Raw genomic sequence first — 18,461 nt, forward strand, 5'->3', positions numbered from 1 at the left:
ACTGGCGAAAGGATCCGCCTCGCCGCCTCGCCGGCTCACGCAGGCGTGGTCCGGCGGTGGCGGTGGCGCTCTCGGCGCCGTCCGCCGTCACACCTCGTCGGCGTGCGCGCCGGTACCGGCGCCGCTGAGCGGCCTGCTGGTGCTCAGCCAGGGCCGCTCCGGCCCGGCCGCGGCGTCGGTGTCCACCGTCAGGTGCAGGCGGGTGCCGCCGCCCGGGGCCGGATAGCTGCGCTGCTCCGTGGCGCCGAAGAAGTGGCGCAGGACCTCGGCGACCGCCCGGGCGGCCTCGGGGGAGGCGGCGACGATACGGACCTCGGCGCGCCCGGTCGTGGGCGGGTACTCGGTACGGGTCATCGCGATGTCCGGCCCGACCCGCCGGCCGCGGCCATGCCCGCGGCCGTCCCCATGCCCGCGGCCGTCCCCATGCCCGCGGCCGTCCCCATGCCCGCGGCTTCCACGGGCATCAGGGGCAGCCCCGGATTCCGGACGCGCGAGTGGCCGCGCGGGTCCCCGAGCGGCTCACCGAAGGGAGACATGCACGCCCCGCCCTCGGTTTCCCAGGTGACCTCCCAGTCCGCTTCCCGGCGCTGCGTCTCGCGCACACCACGCCCGATGACGGCCTCGTTGGCCATCAGGGTGCGGGCGCTCAGCATGCTGCCCGGGAGCGCGGCCGCGGCCAGCAGCCGCGCCGCCGAGGCGGGCGCGGTCTCGGGCGGAATCACCAACAGGTCCCACCGGCCGACGGTGAAGGAGAGCAGGATCAACTTGTCGGGGTCCTGCTCGACGAACCGGCCGACGTGGACGGCCCGCCCGGCGACGTCCACCCGCGTAGGGACGACGGGCCAGCGCGTCGGGTTCACGGTGACGCGGGTGATCCGCCCCCACAGCTCGTCGAGCGCCGCCATCAGGGGCGGGAGCTCGGCGGCGAGGTCGCGGGAGTGGGGCCACCAGGCCCCGTCCAACGCGGTGACCAGCGCGGACCGCGGAGCGAGCCGCAGACGCGACGCCAGCGCGAGCGCGGGCGCGAGGTCGTGATGCGTGGTCCGCCCGAGGGGCATGCTGTCGAGGGTCGTGTTCATGACGCGAACCGTCCCCCGGACCACCCGACGGCAGCCCGGCGTCTCGTGATCGCCGGAAACGACACTCGCCTGCGGCCGGTGTACGAAATGCTCCCGGTCCTTCGACTGTACTCCCGTACGACCCCCCGGGAACCTCCCGCGACCAGGCGCTTTCCCCACCGCCGGGCCGGCCCGGCGGCCCTTGGGACCCCTGCGGGGAACACGCCCCCGGAGTACCGTTGAACCACGAAGGCAGCGCCCGCCCGGCGACGGCAGGACGTCCCGTGATCGAGCGCGGCCTCACCCCCGAGAGCGGGCGAACCACATGGCCGACTCCGAGACCCACCACCACTACGAGCTGCTTCTCCCGGACGAGATCCACCACACGGTGAAGCCCGGCACGGCGTTGCTCCGGCTGGAGACCACGCACACCCGGGAAGGCGTGCTGGACGGCGCGTGGTGGCCCCGTTCGAGCGACCCCGTGGCCGAGCTGCCCGAGCTGATCTCGGTACTGACCGGCCACCTCGGCCCGATCTCCCGCATCGGCCTGGACGCCTCGACCTGGCAGGACATCCCGACCCGCCTGGTCGTCGACGGCCACGTCGTGCACCTCGTCTCCGACCCGGTCGGAGACGACACCGTCCTCATCACCCGCGGCGAGAACGACCACTTCGCGCTCCTGGTCGTCCCCCCGAACACTCGCCCCGCCGCCGCCCGCACCGCGATGGCCCGAGCGGTCCGCGCCGACAACACCGCCCGGGCGACCCAGATCCTCATGGCCGTCACCATCGAAGCCCCCACCCCCGAAGACGACGAACCGGCCCCGGTGCCCTGACGCGCACGCACCCCCCGAGCCGGAGAAGCACGGGCCGGAGAAGCACGGGCCGGAGAAGCACGGGCCGTGCTCCACGCCCCGGGCTCGCAGTCGGCTTGGCTGAACTGATCAGCTCGTCCGTCGCTGCCGGGTGGAGAAGGAGTTGAGCAGTGCGGCGCCGCGCTCGGCGTCGTCGACGCTCACGGCGAACTCCGGACCCTTGCGGGGGCGGATGACCAGGCACTCGCCCGCCCGGAGCATCACGGTCGTCCCCAGGCCGCTCAGCCGGTAGCCCCAACCGCCGACCTGCGCAGGTGTCCGTGACTCCGCCCGCGCCGATTCGATGTCCTGGGCGGCCCAGTGGCGCACGGGCCAGCCGAACGGGCCGAAGGCCACGGCCAACCCCTTCTCCGTCACCCGCGCCTGCACCGAAGAGCAGAAGAGCACGAGGGCCGAGGCGATCGCGAACGGTGCGATCAGTGCCCACTGCAGGCTGATCAGCCCGCCCACAGCGGCCAGTGCGGCGGCCGAGGCCACGAGGCCGGTGACGGCGGCGATCAGGTGGAGCCAGGGGTTCGCCGCACGGGACAGCCAGACGAATCGTTCCCCCTCGGGGATCTCCATCCGCGCCACGCCGCCGGTCCCTTCGCTGGAGGTCGCGGCGCCGCCTCGGCGGCCCACCAGCCACCCGAGCACGCCGGCGGCCGTCGCGGCCACGACGGTGACCGTGACTCCGGCGCCCACCGAGCCGGCGTCGCTCCATTCGGCCCGGTCCAGGTTGGCGCGCACGATGGTCGCCTGGACACCCGCGAGGAACACGCCGCCCGACAGCAACGTCACGCCGACCCACGGCCTCCCGGCCACGCCCCCGCGGCGTCCCGCGAAGGCGACGGACAGCGCCAAGACCGCCCAGATCAGCGCCGGGAACAACGATGCTGCCCACAAGGGCATCGAGCCGTCGGGTGAACTTCCACGCCAGTGCGTGGCCAGACGCTCCGGCAGGCGACCGCCCGCGGCCGGCGGAAGCGCGGCCAGCGCGGCCAGAACGCCCGCTGCCCACATGGCCGCACCCCAGCGCGCACCGTTCGTCCGCTTCATACGGTCGTTCACGAAAGCCCCCTGATCAGCTCGATGAGTTCGCTCCTGCCGTAGCCCTGACGCGCCGCGTCGGCGACCAACTGGCGGGCCCTCTCCAGCAGTTCCGACCGCATGTCCGCGCCTTCGGCGACCGTCACCCCGCGGCCCCGTCGGAACTCCAGCACTCCCTCGTCCCGCAGCGCCCGAAGGCCCCGCAGCACGGTGTTGGCATTGACGCCCAACGCCAGGGACAGGTCGCGGGCGGGCGGCAGCCGGTCCCCCGGAGCGCACTCCCCGTCGGCGATGGCGCGTCGGATCGCGCCCGCCACCTGCTCGTGCAGGGGCCGGTTGTCCGCGGTGTCCAGTCTCAGCAGCATGATGCCAATAAGCGTAGCACCATCAGTTTCTTGGGATCGGGGCTCCAGGCCGGAGCCCGGGGGACTGCGGGGCGATGTCATCGCCGCTCCGACTCGACTCACCTCTCCGGCGGGAAACGCCGGGACGGGTCAAGAACCGCCTGCCTCTGAGGGGACGGGTCGTGGGACCTCGGAGTCGTGGGACCTCGGATTCGGCTCGTCCCGGCCTTCGGGCCGGCCTCGCGGAGACCATCCGGGGCCCCCGGAGAAGGGCTCTGTCGACCGAGGCCAGGACAGCGATCCCTGAGGAACGACGAAGAGCCCCACCGCAAGCGGTGGGGCTCTTCAACGTATTGCCCGGTGAGAGCAATGGCGGAGGATACGAGATTCGAACTCGTGAGGGGTTGCCCCCAACACGCTTTCCAAATGTTCGTACGCCCGTCCTGCGGGGGCCGTACGTGTCCTGAACTGCGGCGGAGTGGTCCCGCAGCCCCCATCCGAACGAGCCCGGACGGAGGCGAATGCAACCAGAACTGCAACCATGAATGCGTCGCCCAGACGCGTCGGCGGCCAGCTGGCTCAATGGCCGCGGTGGAGGCTGCTCAGAACGTGGGGCAGAGGTGCGTGTGGACCGCTTCCAGGATCTTGGCTGCCTTGGCCGGCCCGAAGCCGTCCGGGTGGGCGGGCGAGGTGAACCGCTGGTTCGTGAGGTCGGTCTGCTTCTGCTTGTCGGTGGGGAAGCTGCCGATCGTCTCGCACTGGTTGCGGCCCCGGTCGACCGCCTTGTCGGGCTTGGTGTTCACGATGTCCGGGTCGATGGCCGTCAGGGTGGCGATGTATTTCGCCTGCGTCGCCGCGTCCGGCTTGGGCGGGATCCCCTTGCCCTTGGCCGTCCCCGTGGCGGCCGACGGGCTGCCCGTCGCCGCGGGCGCCGAGGAGGCGCTGTTCGGCGCGGTGGAGGGCGGGGTCTTCGCCGCCGGTTTGTCGGCGCCCTCATCGCTGCTGCCGCAGGCGGTGAGCCCTGCGGCGGCGATGACGGCGGACAGTACGGCGATGGCGGTGCGTTGGTTCACGGCTCTCCCCTGCGCGGTGACTGTGTGCAAAGGAGCCGATCGCTCACGGTGGGCAATGGTTGTACGCCTGGCGAAACTGCCGTCCGATCGTCCGTGCGCGCTCTGGCGGGTCATAACGGAGCGTCCGCTCGCGCATAGGGCACGCATCGGGCACGCCCGGGTCCGGGAACGGCTGAGCGCCCCCTCCGGCCCAGACCAGAGGGGGCGCTCAGTTGCAGGTCAGAGGGTGGAATCCTCGCCGGCGAGCAGTAGGCCACGTGAGACTCGGAGTTCTCCGCCGCCGGCCGTGGGCCTCAGCGCGTGCGTGCGCGGGGCACGAGGCCCCAGGCGAGCGCGCCGGCGAACAGGATTAGGACCACTACGAGGGCGGGGATACTGTCCGCGGGATAGAGAGGCAGCGCCCACCAAGAGCCGATGCGATATCCGAGTGGGTCGGGGGGCTGCCCGATCATCACGTTGGCGATGATGTACAGCAGTCCGGCAGCCACCGCCGTGGCCTCGTTCGCGAACCGGCGCACTACCAGGGCCAGGGCCAGGACGAGAAGGGTGTTGCGGGCTACATCCAATCCGACGACGGGCGTGGTGGCCAGCAGCAGCACCGCCCCTGCCGACACTGCCGCCCGGTCCAGCCGGCGGACCGGCACGACCGCCGTCAGCTCCGCCTCCAGCAGCCGCCGGTCCAGGCAGTACATGACGGCCGTGCTCACGATCACCGGCACGAAGTGCTTGATCTGGGCCAGCCCCCCGCCTCCCATGATGCTGGGAACGGGCACCTGGCTCGCCCCGATCAACCAGGTGACGAGCATCAGCGCGAGCACCGCGGGAACCACGACCCACCAGCGCCTCACCGACAGCGCGTAGAGCTTCACGAGACCGCTCCGCAGTGCTTCTGTGCCCGCGCCTCCTCGGTGAACCACGTGGCCTGCCGTTTCTGGGGGAGGGCGCGGATCTTCGTGAGCTCCTGCCAGGCCGCGGGCGGAATCGCCCTCCGTACGTTCTCTTCGTTCACGCCGACGACGAGCGCGGCCCAGGCTGCGGGCATGGAACCGGGGCGGCGGCAGGAGGTGACCCCGGCGCTCGCGGTGGTGCCGATGACGGCGGATTCCGCCAGGTCACCCAGCGAGGAGTCGGGGTCCGCCTGCCCGTTGGCGAGCGGCAGCGCCCAGATCAGTGGCCAGACTCCGGGCTTCAGGGGCTCCTTCGAGGAGGCCAGGAGCAGTTCATTGGGCATGGCCACGCCTGAGTCGCGCAGTTTGGCGAGCGGCTCCGTGAGGTCCTCGCGGAGCCCGCCCGCGTAGGAGGCGTACTCGGGCGGCAGGCACACTCGTGGCGCCTCCCCGGCGCAGACCGGGGTGACGACCCGCGCGTCCGAGGGCCGGAAGTAGTCCCAGTCGGCGACCGCGCCGCGGCCGAGCAGGATCGTGGCGATCACGAGGGCCACGCTGAGGGAGACGGCGGGAACCCGCTGCCGGATCAAGACGGGGAGCCAGAACGCGAGGACCAGACCGCAGAGCACCGCCCAGGGAACCAGGTACGCGAGCGGCGACCGCGTGTCGGTCGGGGAGGAGAACCCGTCGATGAATCCGCCCAGGTGTCGCAGCCACGGGTTCGTCATGCCCTGGGGGAAGGAAAGGAACATCCAGCCGCCGATGCCCGCGACGGGGGCGGCCAGGCTGCGGGGAAGGAGGTGGCCCACCCGCCATCCAATGGCCGTCCATCCGAGCGGAAGCACCACGGCATGGGCGACCCCCAGCCAGCCGCCTGCGCCGCTCGGCAGTGTTCCGACCGTATAGGCGGCCAGCAGGACGGAGGCGACGAGGAGCACCGCCTGCAGCACGACGACGGGGGTGACGGCCCAGACGAACCGGCGCAGCGGACCGCGTGCGGCCGTGGTGGGGAACGCACCGAGCAGACGGTGTCGTCCGGCCTCCCACGCGGCGACCGCGGCCACGGCACCGACCAGGACGGGCGCGGCCTGCGCGACGACCTCGCCGGCCTCGACCCCGTAGGCGGACGGCACGCTGACGCGGTTGGCGGTGATGTACAGGCCCGAGTACACGAGGGCGGGAAGCGCCACCCAGGGGGCGGCCGAGGCGCGGAGGTTGGCCCAGGTGATCATTCCGCGGCCTCCAGCAGAGACGCGTACGCGCTCTCCAGCCGGCGGCCGGGCGCGCTATCGGGCGCGGCGTGGCTGTCGAACAGCGACACCGGACCTTGGAACCTCGTCCTGCCCGACTCGAAGACGACCACCTCGTCGAAGGCCTGGTCGAGGTCGCCGATGTCATGGGTGGAGACGATGACATGCATGGTGCCGCGCAGGGATACCAGCAGGTCGAGGAAACGGCGGCGCTGGTGCGGGTCGAGCCCCACGGTGGGCTCGTCCAGAAGGAGTACCTCGGCCTCGTGGACAAGGGCGCCGGCGATGGCGACGCGCTGCTGCTGACCCCCCGAGAGTGTTTTGATCCGGTCGTTGAGCTTGTCGGCGAGGCCGACACGATCGATCACCGCGGGGGCGGCCGCCCAAGCGTCACGCTCCCGCATTCCCTTGAGCCAGCCGATGTACGCCACATGCTCACGAGCCGTCAGTCCCGGCAGGAAGCCGGGCCGTTGTGGCAGCCAGGCGACCTTGCGTCGGTAGGTGCCGGCGTCGCGGGAGCCGCTGGCGGACAACCGGCCGAAGCCCGCCCGCCCCGATCCGGGCCGGAGCGCGCCGGCACCGAGCGAGAGCAGCGTGCTCTTCCCGGCGCCGTTCGGACCGAGCAGGACGGTGTGACCTGGAGCGAATGCCAGGTCCAGCCCGTTCAGGACAGGACGTGTGCGGCGACCGTAGCTAAACGTACAGTCCTGGTAGAGCAGGGGCATGCAGACCTCAAGTGTGCTATGGGAAAAGCCTGTTCGGGCGGGAAGGGTTCCTTCCCGCCCGAACAGCGAGTGGATCAGTAGTTGACGGACAGTGTCCTGACCGACAGGACCGCCGATGAGCCGTAGTTCACGGCAAAGTAGTAGTTACCGCTGCCGTGGTCACCCCAGTTGCCCGAGGAGGTCGAGTTATAGCCGTTGAAGCAGTTGCTGAACGAAGCCGTGCTGTACTGCGGGTCGACCTGGAAGTCGACGTCCTTGCGCAGGGTCACATTGGCCACGGAGACGTCGCTGGTGCAGTCGGTGAACGTGATGTTCGTCGAGCCGCCGGAGTCGTACCAGCGACGAGACTCGAACCCGGCACCCGCACCGGAGAGGCTGCTCGACCAGCTCGCCGCCTGGGCAGGACTGGCAGCCAGACCAGCGACGGCGGCGACGCCCAGGCCTACCACGGCCGCCCGACGGCCGGATTCACGCAGGGCGGAAAGATGAATTGACTTCATGATGCTGGAATTCCTTTAAGATAGTGGAGGGCAGATCAACTTCTACTCGGAGGGTGGAATGCTGTCACTCCACCCGCATCGAATTTACGAGTTGATTCAGTAATTGACGCTGACAACCCGGACATCCAGGTCGCTGTACGTCGCACCCTGATTCACGGCAAAGTAGTAGTTGCCGCTGCCGTGGTCACCCCAGTTACCCGAGGAGGTAGAGCTGTAGCCGTTGAAGCAGTTGGTGAAGGAAGCCGTGGAGTAAGCGGGGTCCACTTGCCAGTCGACGTCCTTGCGTAGGGTGACGCCGGCGCTCGTGGCTCCGGTGCCGTCCTCACAGTTGGTGAACTGGATGTTCGTGCTGCCGCCCGCATCGGACCAACGACGGGACTCGTAGTCGGGGTAGGCGCCAGAGAGGTAGCTCGACCAGCTGGCGGCATGGACCGGGCCGGCCATCAAAGACAGCAGAGTTACGGCGCCGAGCGAAACGAGACCGGCGCGGTGCCCGTTTTTCCGCAGGCCGGACAGAATAGAAGATTTCACATTCCCCCCCGGGGAGTGAATTGATTGAGGATTCGATACCACGATGCACCTGGAAGCGCCATCGAATTAATCCGCACAAGCGCCGTCCAGGCACAACGGGGATGCAATCACGCACCGGACAACGTCGTCAAGATCAAGCAAAGTCCCCTCACTCGCCAGGGGCGTCCATGGCCAAAAATGGCGCTCCGCGTTCCGACTGCTCGGAATTAATCGTTCCTCCGTGGGGTCGCAGTGGCGACAAGGCCAGGTGCTGCCGAGAGAAGCCCATGCAACGCCCCCCGGGCTGCAAAATAGTTGTCTGGAATACGGTCCGCACATTTGAGCCAAGTTGCTTGCAACAGGCCAACAGTCACCTCCCATCCCCGCACCGTTCACGCCACCGGCACTCGTCGGATGCCAGGTGACCGCACGCCCGCCGTACCCGCCCCGGTCAGCAGCCAGGTACTCGCCGAGCCCCGCGGGCCGGCTCCGGCCGCGGCGGCGCCGTAGGGCCGACCGCGTAGTCGGCCATGCCCCGTAGTAGCGGCCTAGGACGAGGAGCGGTGGGCGGGCCTGTGGAGGTTGCTTGTCGCCCCTCCGATCCGCCTCGCTGGGCGGTCCCCTGTTGTGGGTGATCACGCGTCGGCGGCTAGCGGACCCTCACACTGTCGGCTTGCGTCAAACCGAGGTCTTTGCGCAGGCGCTTGCTACAAGGCGCGCTGCTCAACAGGCCGAAGGGCGAGACCCGGCCCACACTTGTTGCTGTGACTCTGCGATCAGCTGGTACGCCGATGCACACCGGCCCTGGCGTACCCGTTGTCGTGCGGCGTTTCACCGAGGGTGACTCGGTGGAGGAGCTGACCTGCCTGCTCCATCGTGCGTACGCCGATCATGCCGCCGCCGGGAGGATCTTCTTCGCGTCCTACCAGTCCTTGCTGGACACGGCCCACCGCCTGGGCAAGGGCGAGTGCTGGGTCGCGCTCCGGGGGAACGCGTTGGTGGGCACCGTGACCGTGGCGGCTCCTCACGCGGTTCCCGAGGGGTACCCTGCGCCGGCCACCGCCGGTTCGTTCTGGCAGCTGGCCGTGGATCCCTCGGAGCGGGGCGGCGGGCTTGGGCAGCGCCTGCTGGGGCTCGCGGAGGAGCGGATCGCGGCGCTGGGCTCTGCTGAGGCCGTCATCGACACGTCGGCACAGGCGACCGAGCTCGTCGGTTGGTACCGCAGGCGTGGCGAGCGGCCGCCCAGGTTCGAGATGTTCGTGGCCGCGGTCGCGGTCGGCTACGCGGCCGGTTACACCGCCGGCATCGGCAACGAGGCCGAGCAGGTGCTGGGCTTCGTGACGGTCACGGCGCTGGGGTGGCTCTGGGAGCGGTGGCGCCGCTGATCGCCTTCGGCCGCCTATGACCCTCGCCAGCCGGTCCCCGATGACCTCCGGGGACCGGCTGGGCGGGTTCACGTATCGGCCGGCTCAGGGGCGTCATCCCACCAGTTCGGCTCTACTTCTTCCTGCTGTTGGGCCGGGATCTCGACAGGGTGCGTGCAGCGCCACACGGCCCCCATCCCGGTTTTGGGGTGAACGGTGTCCTTGAGCCCGTGGTGATCGCAGTGGGTGCAGGCCTCGATGACCTCTCGCTTATGGACCCACTGGATGTCTGCATGGAGGCGCCGGAGGCTGCTGAGCGCGAGGGGTGTCGTGTGCCAGCGGGGGGCCTCGTACTCGGGGATGGCGTGATGGAGCTCGATCGCCTTTTCGATCTTCCCGTTGAGGCTCGTCACAGAGGCTGACGCGGCCTCCGGCGGGCCCATCCGGGCGTTGCGCTCCTTCCAGGCTGCGGCAGAGTCAGCCGCCCGCCACGCGAAACAGATCATCTGCCCAGGGGTGTAGCCATGGCTGAAGCCCTTGCGGATGACGTCGGTGAGCTCTTCGCGCCGCGCCTCGGGCACTTCGGGGTAGCTGTACTTCTTGGTGAGCAGCCCATTGATGTACGCAGCGACGTTGGTGACCTCCGTCTGCTCCGTGAGCGCGGCGACTGCCTTCCGGGCCTCTGATCCCCGCGGCCCAGGCTCGGTCTGGAAGCCGTACGTGATCTCCCCGACACGCTCCTGTGCGATCGGGAGACTGCCGATGAGGCGCCAGGCCACGTCCTTGGCGACGAACGTGATGTCGTCGCCGTCCGTGGAGAGGGTGAAAGCCTGTACCGGGGTTTCTTGGGAGATGGCGAGCAGGTTTGCGTAGTAGAGCGCGAGGAGGAGCTCCCGGTCCTGCCCGGTGTCGCCGGTCCAGCCCATGGAGCCGATGTTCGTGATGCTGGGCAGCGGCTTGCCCGGGTTACGCGCGGCGTAGCTGACCAGTGCCACGTAGAGGGCCAAGGCTGGGGCGTTGTCCTCCGGGAGGCGGCTGATGGCCTCCGACTTTCCCTCCTCGTCCTCGATGGCTTCGGCGATCAGGCGTTTGACCTCTTCGGCCTTCTGCTTCTCGCGCTCCTGCTCAGCCCGCTTCTCCGTGGCGATGCGCTGCTGCCGCTCGGTCTCCTGGCGCTTCTGAACCGCCGTGCAGTCCCAGCAGAGGTAGGTGGGGGCTTCAGCATCGAGGTACTTGCCGCCGACCTTGTTGGCCCAGGACCTGTTGGCGACGCTGATTGGTTCGGAGCAGTTCGCGCATGGGCAGCTGAGCAGGACAGCGTGAGAGTGCGCGGTTGCCACCGCGCCGACGTTGCTGGACACCCCGATACTGCTGACGGTCCGTGCCCAACTGCCGTCGTGCTTGATCTCCCAGTAGAGGACGCTGACCTTCTGGGCGTCTTCCGGCGCGTCGTGCTTGATCACGACGCGGATGCGGGGGGCTTCCTCCGGATACTCCAGGATGATCGGCTGCGGGGTGTTTGGCCGCTGCTGCGCTTGGTTCTTCCTCTTCGCCTGTTCCCGCTTGCGCCGGCGTTCGCGCTTACCCACGCGTTGCTCCGTAGTTCATGGTTCGGATGGTGACGCACTTGGCGGCGCGCGCGGGAGGATTCTCGCCAACAGCTCCGAAAGCGGGACGACTTCTGGCCAGAGCGCTTACTCGGTGGGTGCGCCGAAGGCCCAGCACCGGGGCGGTCTACAACCGATCATTTGCCGATTCGAACGCGCCCACCTCAGGAGGCGGCTGGCTCCCCGGATGCTCGCCCGCCTGCGGCGGAGTCCGACTTGGGCGAGAAGGAGGTCTCAACGGCGCCCTCTGCGTCGCGGTTCAGGGGCGAGCCCAGGTGGCGAGTGCAAGGTCAGCTGAAAGCGACATTGCCGAAGTCATGCCGCTCGGCGCTCTGTTGCCTGTCAGGGGACGATTCTATCGTGGAGGGATGGCCAATGGCGTGTGGCATACCGAATACGGCATTGAGATCAACCTGACGCAGCCAGACCTGGGGGTCCGTGGCTACCCCGGTCTGCTCGAAGAGATCACGACCAGCGTCTCGGAGCGGAACCCCCAGCTGCTGGAGTGCCTCGCGCACCACCGAGGCGAGCCGTGCGCGTCCGAGGCGGGTGGGAAGTCCCCGTAGATGTTCATCCGGCGGGCCCGCGTCGGTGGCCGTTCACCGCTGGTTGCGGCTCACCTGCCGATCACGCACAAGCCGACGCCGGCGGAGAGCGATCAGCACAACGCCACCAAGGAGCGGATCGTCGAGACCGCCGAGGGCTACGGGCTGGCAGCTGACGCCGAGGTGGGGATGCCCAACCGGCGCGGCGTCACCGACGCCGTGGTCACCGGGCCCTCCGGGATCCAGATCGGGTGGGAGATCCAGTACTCCCCACTCAGCCCCAGCAGCGTGCACCGTCGCTCGGCCAACGCGATGGAGCACGACATCACGCCGCTGTGGGTCGCCAAGGACGACCGGGCAGCGCTGATCGACCGGGCGCCCTGGGTCAGGGTCGACGACATGTCGTGGCGGGAGATCGCTGACGGCAGCGAGATGGTCATCCGTGGTGGGTACCGACATCTACAGGTCTGGCGCTGCCTGTCGAGCAGCGCGCTCCATTGCCCCGAGAACGAGGGCACGGGCCATTGCGGAGCGATCCACGCCGAGTGGTTCCTCCCGGCGCTCTGTGCCCCGCCGAAGCCTCCCGTCCGGATCGAGGACCTCATCCTCACCAGCGCCATCGGGGACAGCGTCCCTGTCTTCGTACCGAGCCGTGGCGGCGGTCGGGCAGGTCGGCACATGTGGGTTCCCCGCACCGAGCCGAACCTGGAGGGAGCTGACCGGCCAGTGGGAGCCGCTGCCCAAGGTGCAGGAGCCGGAGGCCGATGACGAGATCACCTTCTCCGAGCAGGAGATGGACCGGTCCTGCCGAGCTGGAGAAGAAGGGTGGGTCAGGAGCGACCCCCGGCCGGTCAGGGATCTTGGCCAGCCGACCGATGGGTTCACCCTCGCCCGCATGCCAGCCCAGCGGAGTCGCCGTGCGACGTGGATCACGCAGGTGGAGCGGGCGGCGGCAGCTGCCGCCCTCGGGTGTCCGCCGTGGGAGGTCGGCCCGTGCATCCGGTGCACCCAGCTGATGCGCCGGTACGGGCGCAACGCGGCGATGGCCTGTGACGCCTGCCGGGCCTCGGGTATCCCGAGGCAACGAGGGGCGTAGATCGGGAACTGCAACCAAAACTGCAACCACGGAACGACGAAGGACCCGGCCGCGATGCGGTCGGGTCCTTCGTTTGCCCTGGTGGGCGAGTGCGGAGGATACGAGATTCGAACTCGTGAGGGGTTGCCCCCAACACGCTTTCCAACTGTGCGCATGGCCGTTCCTGACCGTCCGTGGACGTTCAGGCGCCAGTTCGGGCGGCTCGCCTGAACTGGCGTGAACCAAGGTGTATCGCAGTGCACTGGACAAAGACCAGGACAACCCGAAGGGCTGTGGACCGTGCTCTGGCAGGGTGCTGCCTGGGCCTCCGCAACAGATCTGTGGCGGCGGTACTCGTGGGCTGCGCTGGCGGTGCTGGCTCCCTCCAGCACCGGCCAGCCTTGGTCCCTTGCGTGGAGGTGGGCCCATCAGGGTGACGTCCGGAGGTAGCTGGAACAGGGTCGGTTCGGATCTCTCAGCCCGCGCCGATGGATACGGGTGATGGCGCGGCAGGCGAGGGACTAGTCGGGGTAGCTGTCGTCGGCCAGGACCCAGTTTCGGGGTGGTCAACCCCTGGTCGGACGCTGGCCGATCTCGATGGAGAGCTGCCGGCACTGCCGGGCTGATCTTGGGGGTTGCTTACCCACGAGTGTCCAGCATCGCGTTCGGCGGATCTCGTAGCGCCCGAGCGATCATCCAACTACGATCAGTGATCCGCTCATGGGGAGGGGTAGTAATGCGTATCGACTCGGTGAGGGTTGCCGGATTCCGCAGCATTGAGAACACGTCTCTTGATTCCTGCGGCAAACTCAACGTGCTGATTGGAAAGAATAACTCAGGGAAATCCAATCTCCTTATCGGCATAAAGCGGTTCTTTGACTTCTTCACGGCGGAGGGTCGAGTTGCCACAATCACACCGGATATGCGGCAACCGAATGACTGGTACCAGAAGGACACTCGGTCAACGATCTCCATTTCAGTATCCCTGATGCTGGACGACGTAGAGCGTGAGGATATTAGAGAAAGCATCGTTGCGGAAACTCCCCAGGTCAAAAATGCACTCGCTAGCGCCGAGTTGAGCAATCTGATTACGGTCGATCTGAGGTTTACTTCCGCTCCGGCATCAGTAGGTTATGTGTCGAAGATTTCCTTCGGCGGCGATCAAAATCATGACGGATTGATCCTGGAAATTAGCGAGGAGAGTGCCACAGAAATAGCGAAGAACTCAGCCTCCATTGATGAATATACGGAAGAGTGCCAGATCCTCGACCTTATTCTTAAGGATTTCGAGGAAGAGGATTGGAGGCGTATCAAAGAACGGGGATATCTGACAGGTTCGCCTAGGATGTCGCGAATCGCAGGCATGAGCGGTCAGGCTACGGAGCTGATTGTTAGGCACTCGCGTGCTGCGGGTAGCTATGCCGAGTTTCGAGGAAACTCCCGGGACCGCCTTCAGCTCCTTAGTGGTCGCATTGAGGAGGCTACTTCATCTCTGTTTAGTTCTCCCATTTCCACTTTCTCGGGAAGCGCCACGAGCATCCCTGAATATGTGACGTCTCTCCTGCATCGAATTGCAGGTATGCGGGTCCACATCCTGTCGGAGCAAAGAAAGGCTATCGGTCCAGCCGAGGCTAGTAGGATCCTTAAACTCAAGACGAGTCGCGGTCAAGGTGAAGTCCTCACCGCAATTCAGTCAGTAGTGTCGGGCCTCTTGGGTGTCCAGATTGACGCGTTCAGTGCTGACGATCCGCTCATGGAAAGAAGGGCTGTTCCCCCTTCTAGGAGGGGTGAAGGAATCCCTGCCGAGTTGGATGTGGATGACTTCCTTGTGCAGTTGAACGGGTCAGGAATCCGTGAGGCGCTTCGCTTGATTCTGGATCGGGAGTTCGAGCGCCCTGATGTGCTTCTCGTTGAGGAGCCGGAAGTGCACTTGCACCCTGCACTAGAGATTGCGATCATGCAGTACCTTAAGGAAGTTAGCGAGGATTGCCAGATATTCCTAACCACTCACTCCACAAATTTCCTTGATGCGGGATCACTTCGAAATATTTACCTAATCCGGAGAGATCGTGCAACTTCCGTACGGCATATGGACCTCGAAGAGGCCGAGGATTCCATCCCGGAAGAGTTGGGTCTACGCCTGAGTTCGCTGTTTATGTTTGATCGGTTGGCCTTCGTTGAGGGTCCATCTGATGAGCAAATTCTCCGAATCTTCGCTTCGATCGCAGGAATTAGCTTCGGCCAGGCTGCTTTGGGCTTCGTGACCACGGGAGGGGCTCGAAATTTCACGCACTACGCGACGACCAAGACTCTTGAGTTTCTAAATAAGAGGAACGTTCGCACGCTGTTTCTGATTGATAGGGACGAGCGCGACGCTGCGGATGTTGATGACTTGAAGAAGCGTGTCGAAGGCGTCAGTGAACTGGTAGTTCTGCGTCGACGAGAGCTAGAAAACTACCTGCTTAGTCCGACTGCTCTATCGAGATACATCAACAGCAAATCCGGTGGCGCCGCGACACCTTCCCCTGAGGACGTCGAGTCTGCACTTGACGATGCATGTCAAGAGCTATTCCAAACGGCGGTTGAGCGAAGAGTCCTTAAGCGCGCTTGTCGGCCCGTTATCCCTAAGCGCGAAAAAGTTCTCAAGCGGGCCGGAGGTGAGGAATTTGAAGCCGCGCTTAAGGTTCAGCTTGATGAATCCGTAAAGGAACTTCAAGGTGTAATTGGGGACCTGGGTGGAATGATTGATGGCGCCACGATTGAAGTGCAGGGAGAGTGGGATTCGCGGAAGTTGGAATTGATCCCCGGAGATGAGATTCTTGATTCAATGTTTCGGCACTATGGGCTTCGATTCAACAAGCGGAAGGATGCGGTGGAGATCGCCTCGCAGATGCGCCTGAACGAGATTCCGGGCGAGATCCGAGAAATTCTGGATAATCTAGTTCGCTGAGTAGGGGAAACCGGGTCGACAACGAGGCGTCATCCACGAACTGGTGCAAACCAGCAGAAGGTATTTGGGGTTGTCGTCCATCCTGATCCTCCCTGTCTGGGGCCAGGCCCGGTCCGGTGTCGTTCCTCCGTGTCACCCTTGGCAGCGAGCAACGGTGAGAGCGAGAGGAGCCCACGTGTCGGAGGCCAGTCCGCGCGGAACCTACCTGGGTATTTCGGAGGCACTGCGCAGGGGAATCGAAGAGGGCGAGATCGTTGACGCGCTGCCGTCTGAGGCTGATCTCGTCAGCCTGCACGGGGTCTCCCGCAATACGATCCGCCGCGCGCTGAAGGTCCTCGAAGCCGAGGGGGTGCTTCAGTCCGCGCCAGGCAAGGGCTGGAGTGTTGCACGGGGTGGCGACCGGCGCTCCCTCGTGGAGCGGATGACTGACGTGATCGCAGAGGATTCGCTGGCGATCGGTGACGTCTACCCGTCCGAGGCCAAGCTCTGCGAGCGCTTCGACGTCTCCCGCACGGCCGTGCGCCGTGCCATTGCCCAGATGGAGGGAACAGGCTTGCTCGACACTGTCCACGGCAAGGGGCGCACCGTACGCGCCCTCCCCACTCAGAGCGGCCGGCCGTAGCCTTGGCCGCCATGGGACTGACTACGTGGGCGTACTCGCTCTCCGAATCACTGCTGTCTGATCCGCTTCCGCGCCGATGGGTGCACTCGCTCGGAGTTGCCGAGCGTGCTCGCTCCCTCGGCCCGATCCTGAGCGCCGATGCGGAGCTGCTGGAAGCAGCCGCGGTGCTCCATGACATCGGCTACTCGCCGAGCCTCGCCACAACCGGCTTCCACCCGCTGGACGGGGCCCGGTTCCTCCGTGACCAGGAGGGCGCGGACGATCGGGTTGTCCGCCTCGTGGCCCATCACTCCTGCGCCCTCCTGGAGGCCGAGGAGCGAGGGCTCCGGCACGAGCTGGAGAGCGAATTCGAGCTGGAGCGCCCCGACCTCGTGGACGCGCTGCTGTTCTGCGACATGACGACTACGCCGGACGGGCTCCACACCACGCCGGCGCGGCGGCTGGCCGAGATCGTAGAGCGGTACGGGCCGGACACGATCGTCGGCCGCTTCATCCAGCGGGCGGCACCGGAAATCCATGCGGCTGCGGAGCGGGTGGAGTCCCGCATGGCCAAGGTGGCCGCCGGAGATCAGCCGATGTAGGGATCGGTCCGCGAGTCGTCCAGGCCGTGCTGGATGCGCAGCCTCATGGACGGGTGGATGTCCAGGTCGTCGAGGTCCGCCGGATCCATCCAGCGGACCTCTTTCGACTCGCTGCTCGTCCGAAGTGAACCGCCGGTCGGGTGGGCGCGGAAGCAGATCGAGAACTGCTGCCGCACCTCGCCGTCGTCGTACGCGAGGACGTGCTGAGGGTCGGTGTAGAGCCCCGAGATCCCGTCGATCTCGACCGTGATCCCCGTTTCCTCCTCCACCTCCCGCACGACCGTGTCGCCGATACTCTCGCCGATGTCGTGGCCGCCCCCGGGGAGCGCCCACAGGTCGTTGTCGGTCTTGTGGATGATGAGCAGCCGTCCGGCGTCGTCACGGACGACAGCAGTGACCGAGGGGACCACGGAGTTGGCGGCCGGCGCGTTGGGGTCGCGGAAGTAGTCGATTCGGCTCATGCGTGTGGACCTCCGAAGTCGACGGGCGAGGCGATGGGCCTGGCCGTTTCCCAGACCCGTTCGATGCTCTCAGCGTACGCATCGAACAGTTCACCCCCCGGCACCCGCTGGATGTGCAGGACAGGGGCCATGTACGCGCCGACGCCGTACAGGTGGCCGTTGGCCAGCATCTCGTCGTCAGCCCGGTAGATCGAGTTGTAGAGGGTCGTGGCGTGCAGCCTGAACTCGACCCCCGGGAGGCCGAAGAGGGGCCCGTAGTTGACGAGCGCGTTCCGAACCTTGCTGGCCATGGCAGACCCGATGCCCTCATCAGCACCGCGCACCGCGACGGCCGGGCTCTCCGGCTCGCCGAGCATGAAGCGGATGGAGACGCCGGCCGCTGACTTCTCCTTCACGACCTGGTGGAACGTGGAGTCCTCGGTGAGCCAGAAGCCGGAGTAGACGAGCACGTCGAAGTGCTCCTTCGCCTTCGCATAGAGCTGCGGCCATAAGCGGTTCGGTACGACGGAGCGGTGAGGGTACAGCTTGATCAGCTCTGCATTCCCCGCCTCTGTCACCTCGGCAGATGTCCGTTCCTCCGGCCAGAGGTAGGACATCTCGCACTGAAGCAGCGAGGCTGCGGCGTACTGGAAGCGGCGGTAGGGCTTGCGCTTCGGATCGCCGATCCAGCGCTCCACGGTCTTCGCCGACACGCCTAGACGTGCCCCCACTTGATCGAGCGTCAGGCCGCTCTCGATGATCGCGCCGCGCAGTCGTTCGTTGGCCATGCCGTGCTCTCCCCCATGGGACGACTTGGTGCGACTTCACCGTAGCGAAGTCGTCCACAAGTCGTACATGTGCGGGGTCGATCGTCTTCGGTCCTGAGGCCAATCTGTAAGCAGATCGAGCGAGGGACTCGCAGAAACCCAAAAAGCCGAGGGGCTTGACGGAGCGAATCCTTCTCTGCAAAATGAGGGACATGTAATACATGTTCCTCATGGAATGCCCGGAGGAAAGCCCGCAGGGG

General features: G+C 66.9%; 20 protein-coding genes. 7 read left to right on the forward strand and 13 right to left on the reverse strand.

Going from position 1 to position 18,461, the window contains the following annotated elements; genetic code table 11:
• Window positions 1–87 precede the first annotated feature (87 nt).
• Together ACIRO3_RS16330 and ACIRO3_RS16335 are read right to left on the reverse strand one after the other, a co-directional pair.
• Window positions 88–354, reverse strand: coding sequence for a hypothetical protein (locus ACIRO3_RS16330; RefSeq protein ID WP_365997423.1), 267 nt, complete (start codon window positions 352–354; stop codon window positions 88–90).
• Entirely contained in the window at window positions 351–1,079 is a 729-nt protein-coding gene (locus tag ACIRO3_RS16335) for a DUF5994 family protein (protein WP_404136978.1), read from the reverse strand. The genes ACIRO3_RS16330 and ACIRO3_RS16335 overlap by 4 nt, the downstream gene beginning before the upstream one ends.
• A gap of 304 nt (window positions 1,080–1,383) precedes the next feature.
• Between ACIRO3_RS16335 and ACIRO3_RS16340 the strand changes: the two genes are divergently transcribed.
• A complete protein-coding gene (locus tag ACIRO3_RS16340; RefSeq protein ID WP_404136981.1) occupies window positions 1,384–1,893 on the forward strand; it encodes a DUF5994 family protein in 510 nt (169 codons plus the stop codon).
• 108 nt (window positions 1,894–2,001) lie between these two features.
• On the opposite strand, the gene ACIRO3_RS16345 is transcribed toward ACIRO3_RS16340, so the two are convergent.
• The 8 genes from ACIRO3_RS16345 to ACIRO3_RS16380 form a co-directional block, all read right to left on the reverse strand.
• Window positions 2,002–2,970 carry a DUF1648 domain-containing protein gene (locus ACIRO3_RS16345; RefSeq protein ID WP_404137170.1) on the reverse strand — a complete coding sequence of 323 codons (969 nt, stop codon included), beginning with the start codon at window positions 2,968–2,970 and terminating at the stop codon, window positions 2,002–2,004.
• 8 nt (window positions 2,971–2,978) lie between these two features.
• Window positions 2,979–3,326 (reverse strand): GntR family transcriptional regulator, encoded by a 348-nt coding sequence (locus tag ACIRO3_RS16350; protein WP_404136984.1) that lies wholly within the window; start codon window positions 3,324–3,326, stop codon window positions 2,979–2,981.
• Between the two features lie 581 nt (window positions 3,327–3,907).
• Complete coding sequence (locus ACIRO3_RS16355; protein WP_404136986.1) at window positions 3,908–4,378, reverse strand: hypothetical protein; 471 nt, start codon at window positions 4,376–4,378, stop codon at window positions 3,908–3,910.
• A 293-nt stretch (window positions 4,379–4,671) separates the two neighbouring features.
• Window positions 4,672–5,247, reverse strand: a complete 576-nt coding sequence (locus ACIRO3_RS16360) for a hypothetical protein (RefSeq protein WP_404136989.1) — start codon at window positions 5,245–5,247, stop codon at window positions 4,672–4,674.
• On the reverse strand, window positions 5,244–6,497 hold the full coding sequence (locus tag ACIRO3_RS16365; protein WP_404136992.1) for a hypothetical protein: 1,254 nt from the start codon (window positions 6,495–6,497) through the stop codon (window positions 5,244–5,246). The genes ACIRO3_RS16360 and ACIRO3_RS16365 overlap by 4 nt, the downstream gene beginning before the upstream one ends.
• Entirely contained in the window at window positions 6,494–7,240 is a 747-nt protein-coding gene (locus ACIRO3_RS16370; protein ID WP_404136995.1) for an ABC transporter ATP-binding protein, read from the reverse strand. The genes ACIRO3_RS16365 and ACIRO3_RS16370 overlap by 4 nt, the downstream gene beginning before the upstream one ends.
• Before the next feature lie 74 nt (window positions 7,241–7,314).
• The gene (locus ACIRO3_RS16375; protein WP_404136997.1) at window positions 7,315–7,740 is read right to left on the reverse strand and encodes a hypothetical protein; all 426 of its coding nucleotides are present in this window, start codon (window positions 7,738–7,740) and stop codon (window positions 7,315–7,317) included.
• Between the two features lie 96 nt (window positions 7,741–7,836).
• A complete protein-coding gene (locus ACIRO3_RS16380; protein WP_404137000.1) occupies window positions 7,837–8,271 on the reverse strand; it encodes a hypothetical protein in 435 nt (144 codons plus the stop codon).
• Between the two features lie 827 nt (window positions 8,272–9,098).
• Here ACIRO3_RS16380 and ACIRO3_RS16385 point away from each other — a divergent pair.
• Window positions 9,099–9,635, forward strand: coding sequence for a GNAT family N-acetyltransferase (locus tag ACIRO3_RS16385; RefSeq protein ID WP_404137002.1), 537 nt, complete (start codon window positions 9,099–9,101; stop codon window positions 9,633–9,635).
• Between the two features lie 68 nt (window positions 9,636–9,703).
• Here the strand turns inward: ACIRO3_RS16385 and ACIRO3_RS16390 are convergent, their stop codons facing one another.
• Window positions 9,704–11,203: a hypothetical protein gene (locus tag ACIRO3_RS16390; RefSeq protein ID WP_404137005.1), complete on the reverse strand. Its 1,500-nt coding sequence runs from the start codon at window positions 11,201–11,203 to the stop codon at window positions 9,704–9,706.
• A gap of 398 nt (window positions 11,204–11,601) precedes the next feature.
• Here ACIRO3_RS16390 and ACIRO3_RS16395 point away from each other — a divergent pair, with 398 nt between their 5' ends.
• The 5 genes from ACIRO3_RS16395 to ACIRO3_RS16415 all read left to right on the forward strand — a co-directional run bounded on the left by ACIRO3_RS16395 (window position 11,602) and on the right by ACIRO3_RS16415 (window position 16,994).
• Window positions 11,602–11,787, forward strand: coding sequence for a hypothetical protein (locus tag ACIRO3_RS16395; RefSeq protein ID WP_404137007.1), 186 nt, complete (start codon window positions 11,602–11,604; stop codon window positions 11,785–11,787).
• Window positions 11,788–12,534 (forward strand): hypothetical protein, encoded by a 747-nt coding sequence (locus ACIRO3_RS16400; RefSeq protein ID WP_404137010.1) that lies wholly within the window; start codon window positions 11,788–11,790, stop codon window positions 12,532–12,534.
• 1,043 nt (window positions 12,535–13,577) lie between these two features.
• On the forward strand, window positions 13,578–15,791 hold the full coding sequence (locus ACIRO3_RS16405) for an ATP-dependent nuclease (protein ID WP_404137011.1): 2,214 nt from the start codon (window positions 13,578–13,580) through the stop codon (window positions 15,789–15,791).
• 175 nt (window positions 15,792–15,966) lie between these two features.
• A complete protein-coding gene (locus ACIRO3_RS16410) occupies window positions 15,967–16,413 on the forward strand; it encodes a GntR family transcriptional regulator (RefSeq protein WP_404137014.1) in 447 nt (148 codons plus the stop codon).
• A gap of 11 nt (window positions 16,414–16,424) precedes the next feature.
• Window positions 16,425–16,994 (forward strand): HD domain-containing protein, encoded by a 570-nt coding sequence (locus tag ACIRO3_RS16415; RefSeq protein ID WP_404137017.1) that lies wholly within the window; start codon window positions 16,425–16,427, stop codon window positions 16,992–16,994.
• On the opposite strand, the gene ACIRO3_RS16420 is transcribed toward ACIRO3_RS16415, so the two are convergent.
• Together ACIRO3_RS16420 and ACIRO3_RS16425 are read right to left on the reverse strand one after the other, a co-directional pair.
• On the reverse strand, window positions 16,982–17,455 hold the full coding sequence (locus ACIRO3_RS16420) for an NUDIX hydrolase (RefSeq protein ID WP_404137019.1): 474 nt from the start codon (window positions 17,453–17,455) through the stop codon (window positions 16,982–16,984). The two genes, ACIRO3_RS16415 and ACIRO3_RS16420, sit on opposite strands and share 13 nt — an antisense overlap.
• Window positions 17,452–18,222, reverse strand: a complete 771-nt coding sequence (locus ACIRO3_RS16425) for a helix-turn-helix domain-containing protein (protein WP_404137022.1) — start codon at window positions 18,220–18,222, stop codon at window positions 17,452–17,454. The genes ACIRO3_RS16420 and ACIRO3_RS16425 overlap by 4 nt, the downstream gene beginning before the upstream one ends.
• Window positions 18,223–18,461 lie beyond the last annotated feature (239 nt).

This window comes from Streptomyces sp. NPDC102278 (genome assembly GCF_044766345.1).
In the GTDB taxonomy this organism is placed as follows: Bacteria; Actinomycetota; Actinomycetes; order Streptomycetales; family Streptomycetaceae; genus Streptomyces.

Excerpts from the sequence above, each read along its gene's own strand:
- ACIRO3_RS16330 (WP_365997423.1), bottom strand. The coding sequence starts at position 354 with ATGACCCGTACCGAGTACCCGCCCACGACCGGGCGCGCCGAGGTCCGT.
- ACIRO3_RS16335 (WP_404136978.1), bottom strand. The coding sequence starts at position 1,079 with ATGAACACGACCCTCGACAGCATGCCCCTCGGGCGGACCACGCATCAC.
- ACIRO3_RS16340 (WP_404136981.1), top strand. The coding sequence starts at position 1,384 with ATGGCCGACTCCGAGACCCACCACCACTACGAGCTGCTTCTCCCGGAC.
- ACIRO3_RS16345 (WP_404137170.1), bottom strand. The coding sequence starts at position 2,970 with ATGAAGCGGACGAACGGTGCGCGCTGGGGTGCGGCCATGTGGGCAGCG.
- ACIRO3_RS16350 (WP_404136984.1), bottom strand. The coding sequence starts at position 3,326 with ATGCTGCTGAGACTGGACACCGCGGACAACCGGCCCCTGCACGAGCAG.
- ACIRO3_RS16365 (WP_404136992.1), bottom strand. The coding sequence starts at position 6,497 with ATGATCACCTGGGCCAACCTCCGCGCCTCGGCCGCCCCCTGGGTGGCG.
- ACIRO3_RS16370 (WP_404136995.1), bottom strand. The coding sequence starts at position 7,240 with ATGCCCCTGCTCTACCAGGACTGTACGTTTAGCTACGGTCGCCGCACA.
- ACIRO3_RS16375 (WP_404136997.1), bottom strand. The coding sequence starts at position 7,740 with ATGAAGTCAATTCATCTTTCCGCCCTGCGTGAATCCGGCCGTCGGGCG.
- ACIRO3_RS16400 (WP_404137010.1), top strand. The coding sequence starts at position 11,788 with ATGTTCATCCGGCGGGCCCGCGTCGGTGGCCGTTCACCGCTGGTTGCG.
- ACIRO3_RS16405 (WP_404137011.1), top strand. The coding sequence starts at position 13,578 with ATGCGTATCGACTCGGTGAGGGTTGCCGGATTCCGCAGCATTGAGAAC.
- ACIRO3_RS16415 (WP_404137017.1), top strand. The coding sequence starts at position 16,425 with ATGGGACTGACTACGTGGGCGTACTCGCTCTCCGAATCACTGCTGTCT.
- ACIRO3_RS16420 (WP_404137019.1), bottom strand. The coding sequence starts at position 17,455 with ATGAGCCGAATCGACTACTTCCGCGACCCCAACGCGCCGGCCGCCAAC.
- ACIRO3_RS16425 (WP_404137022.1), bottom strand. The coding sequence starts at position 18,222 with ATGGCCAACGAACGACTGCGCGGCGCGATCATCGAGAGCGGCCTGACG.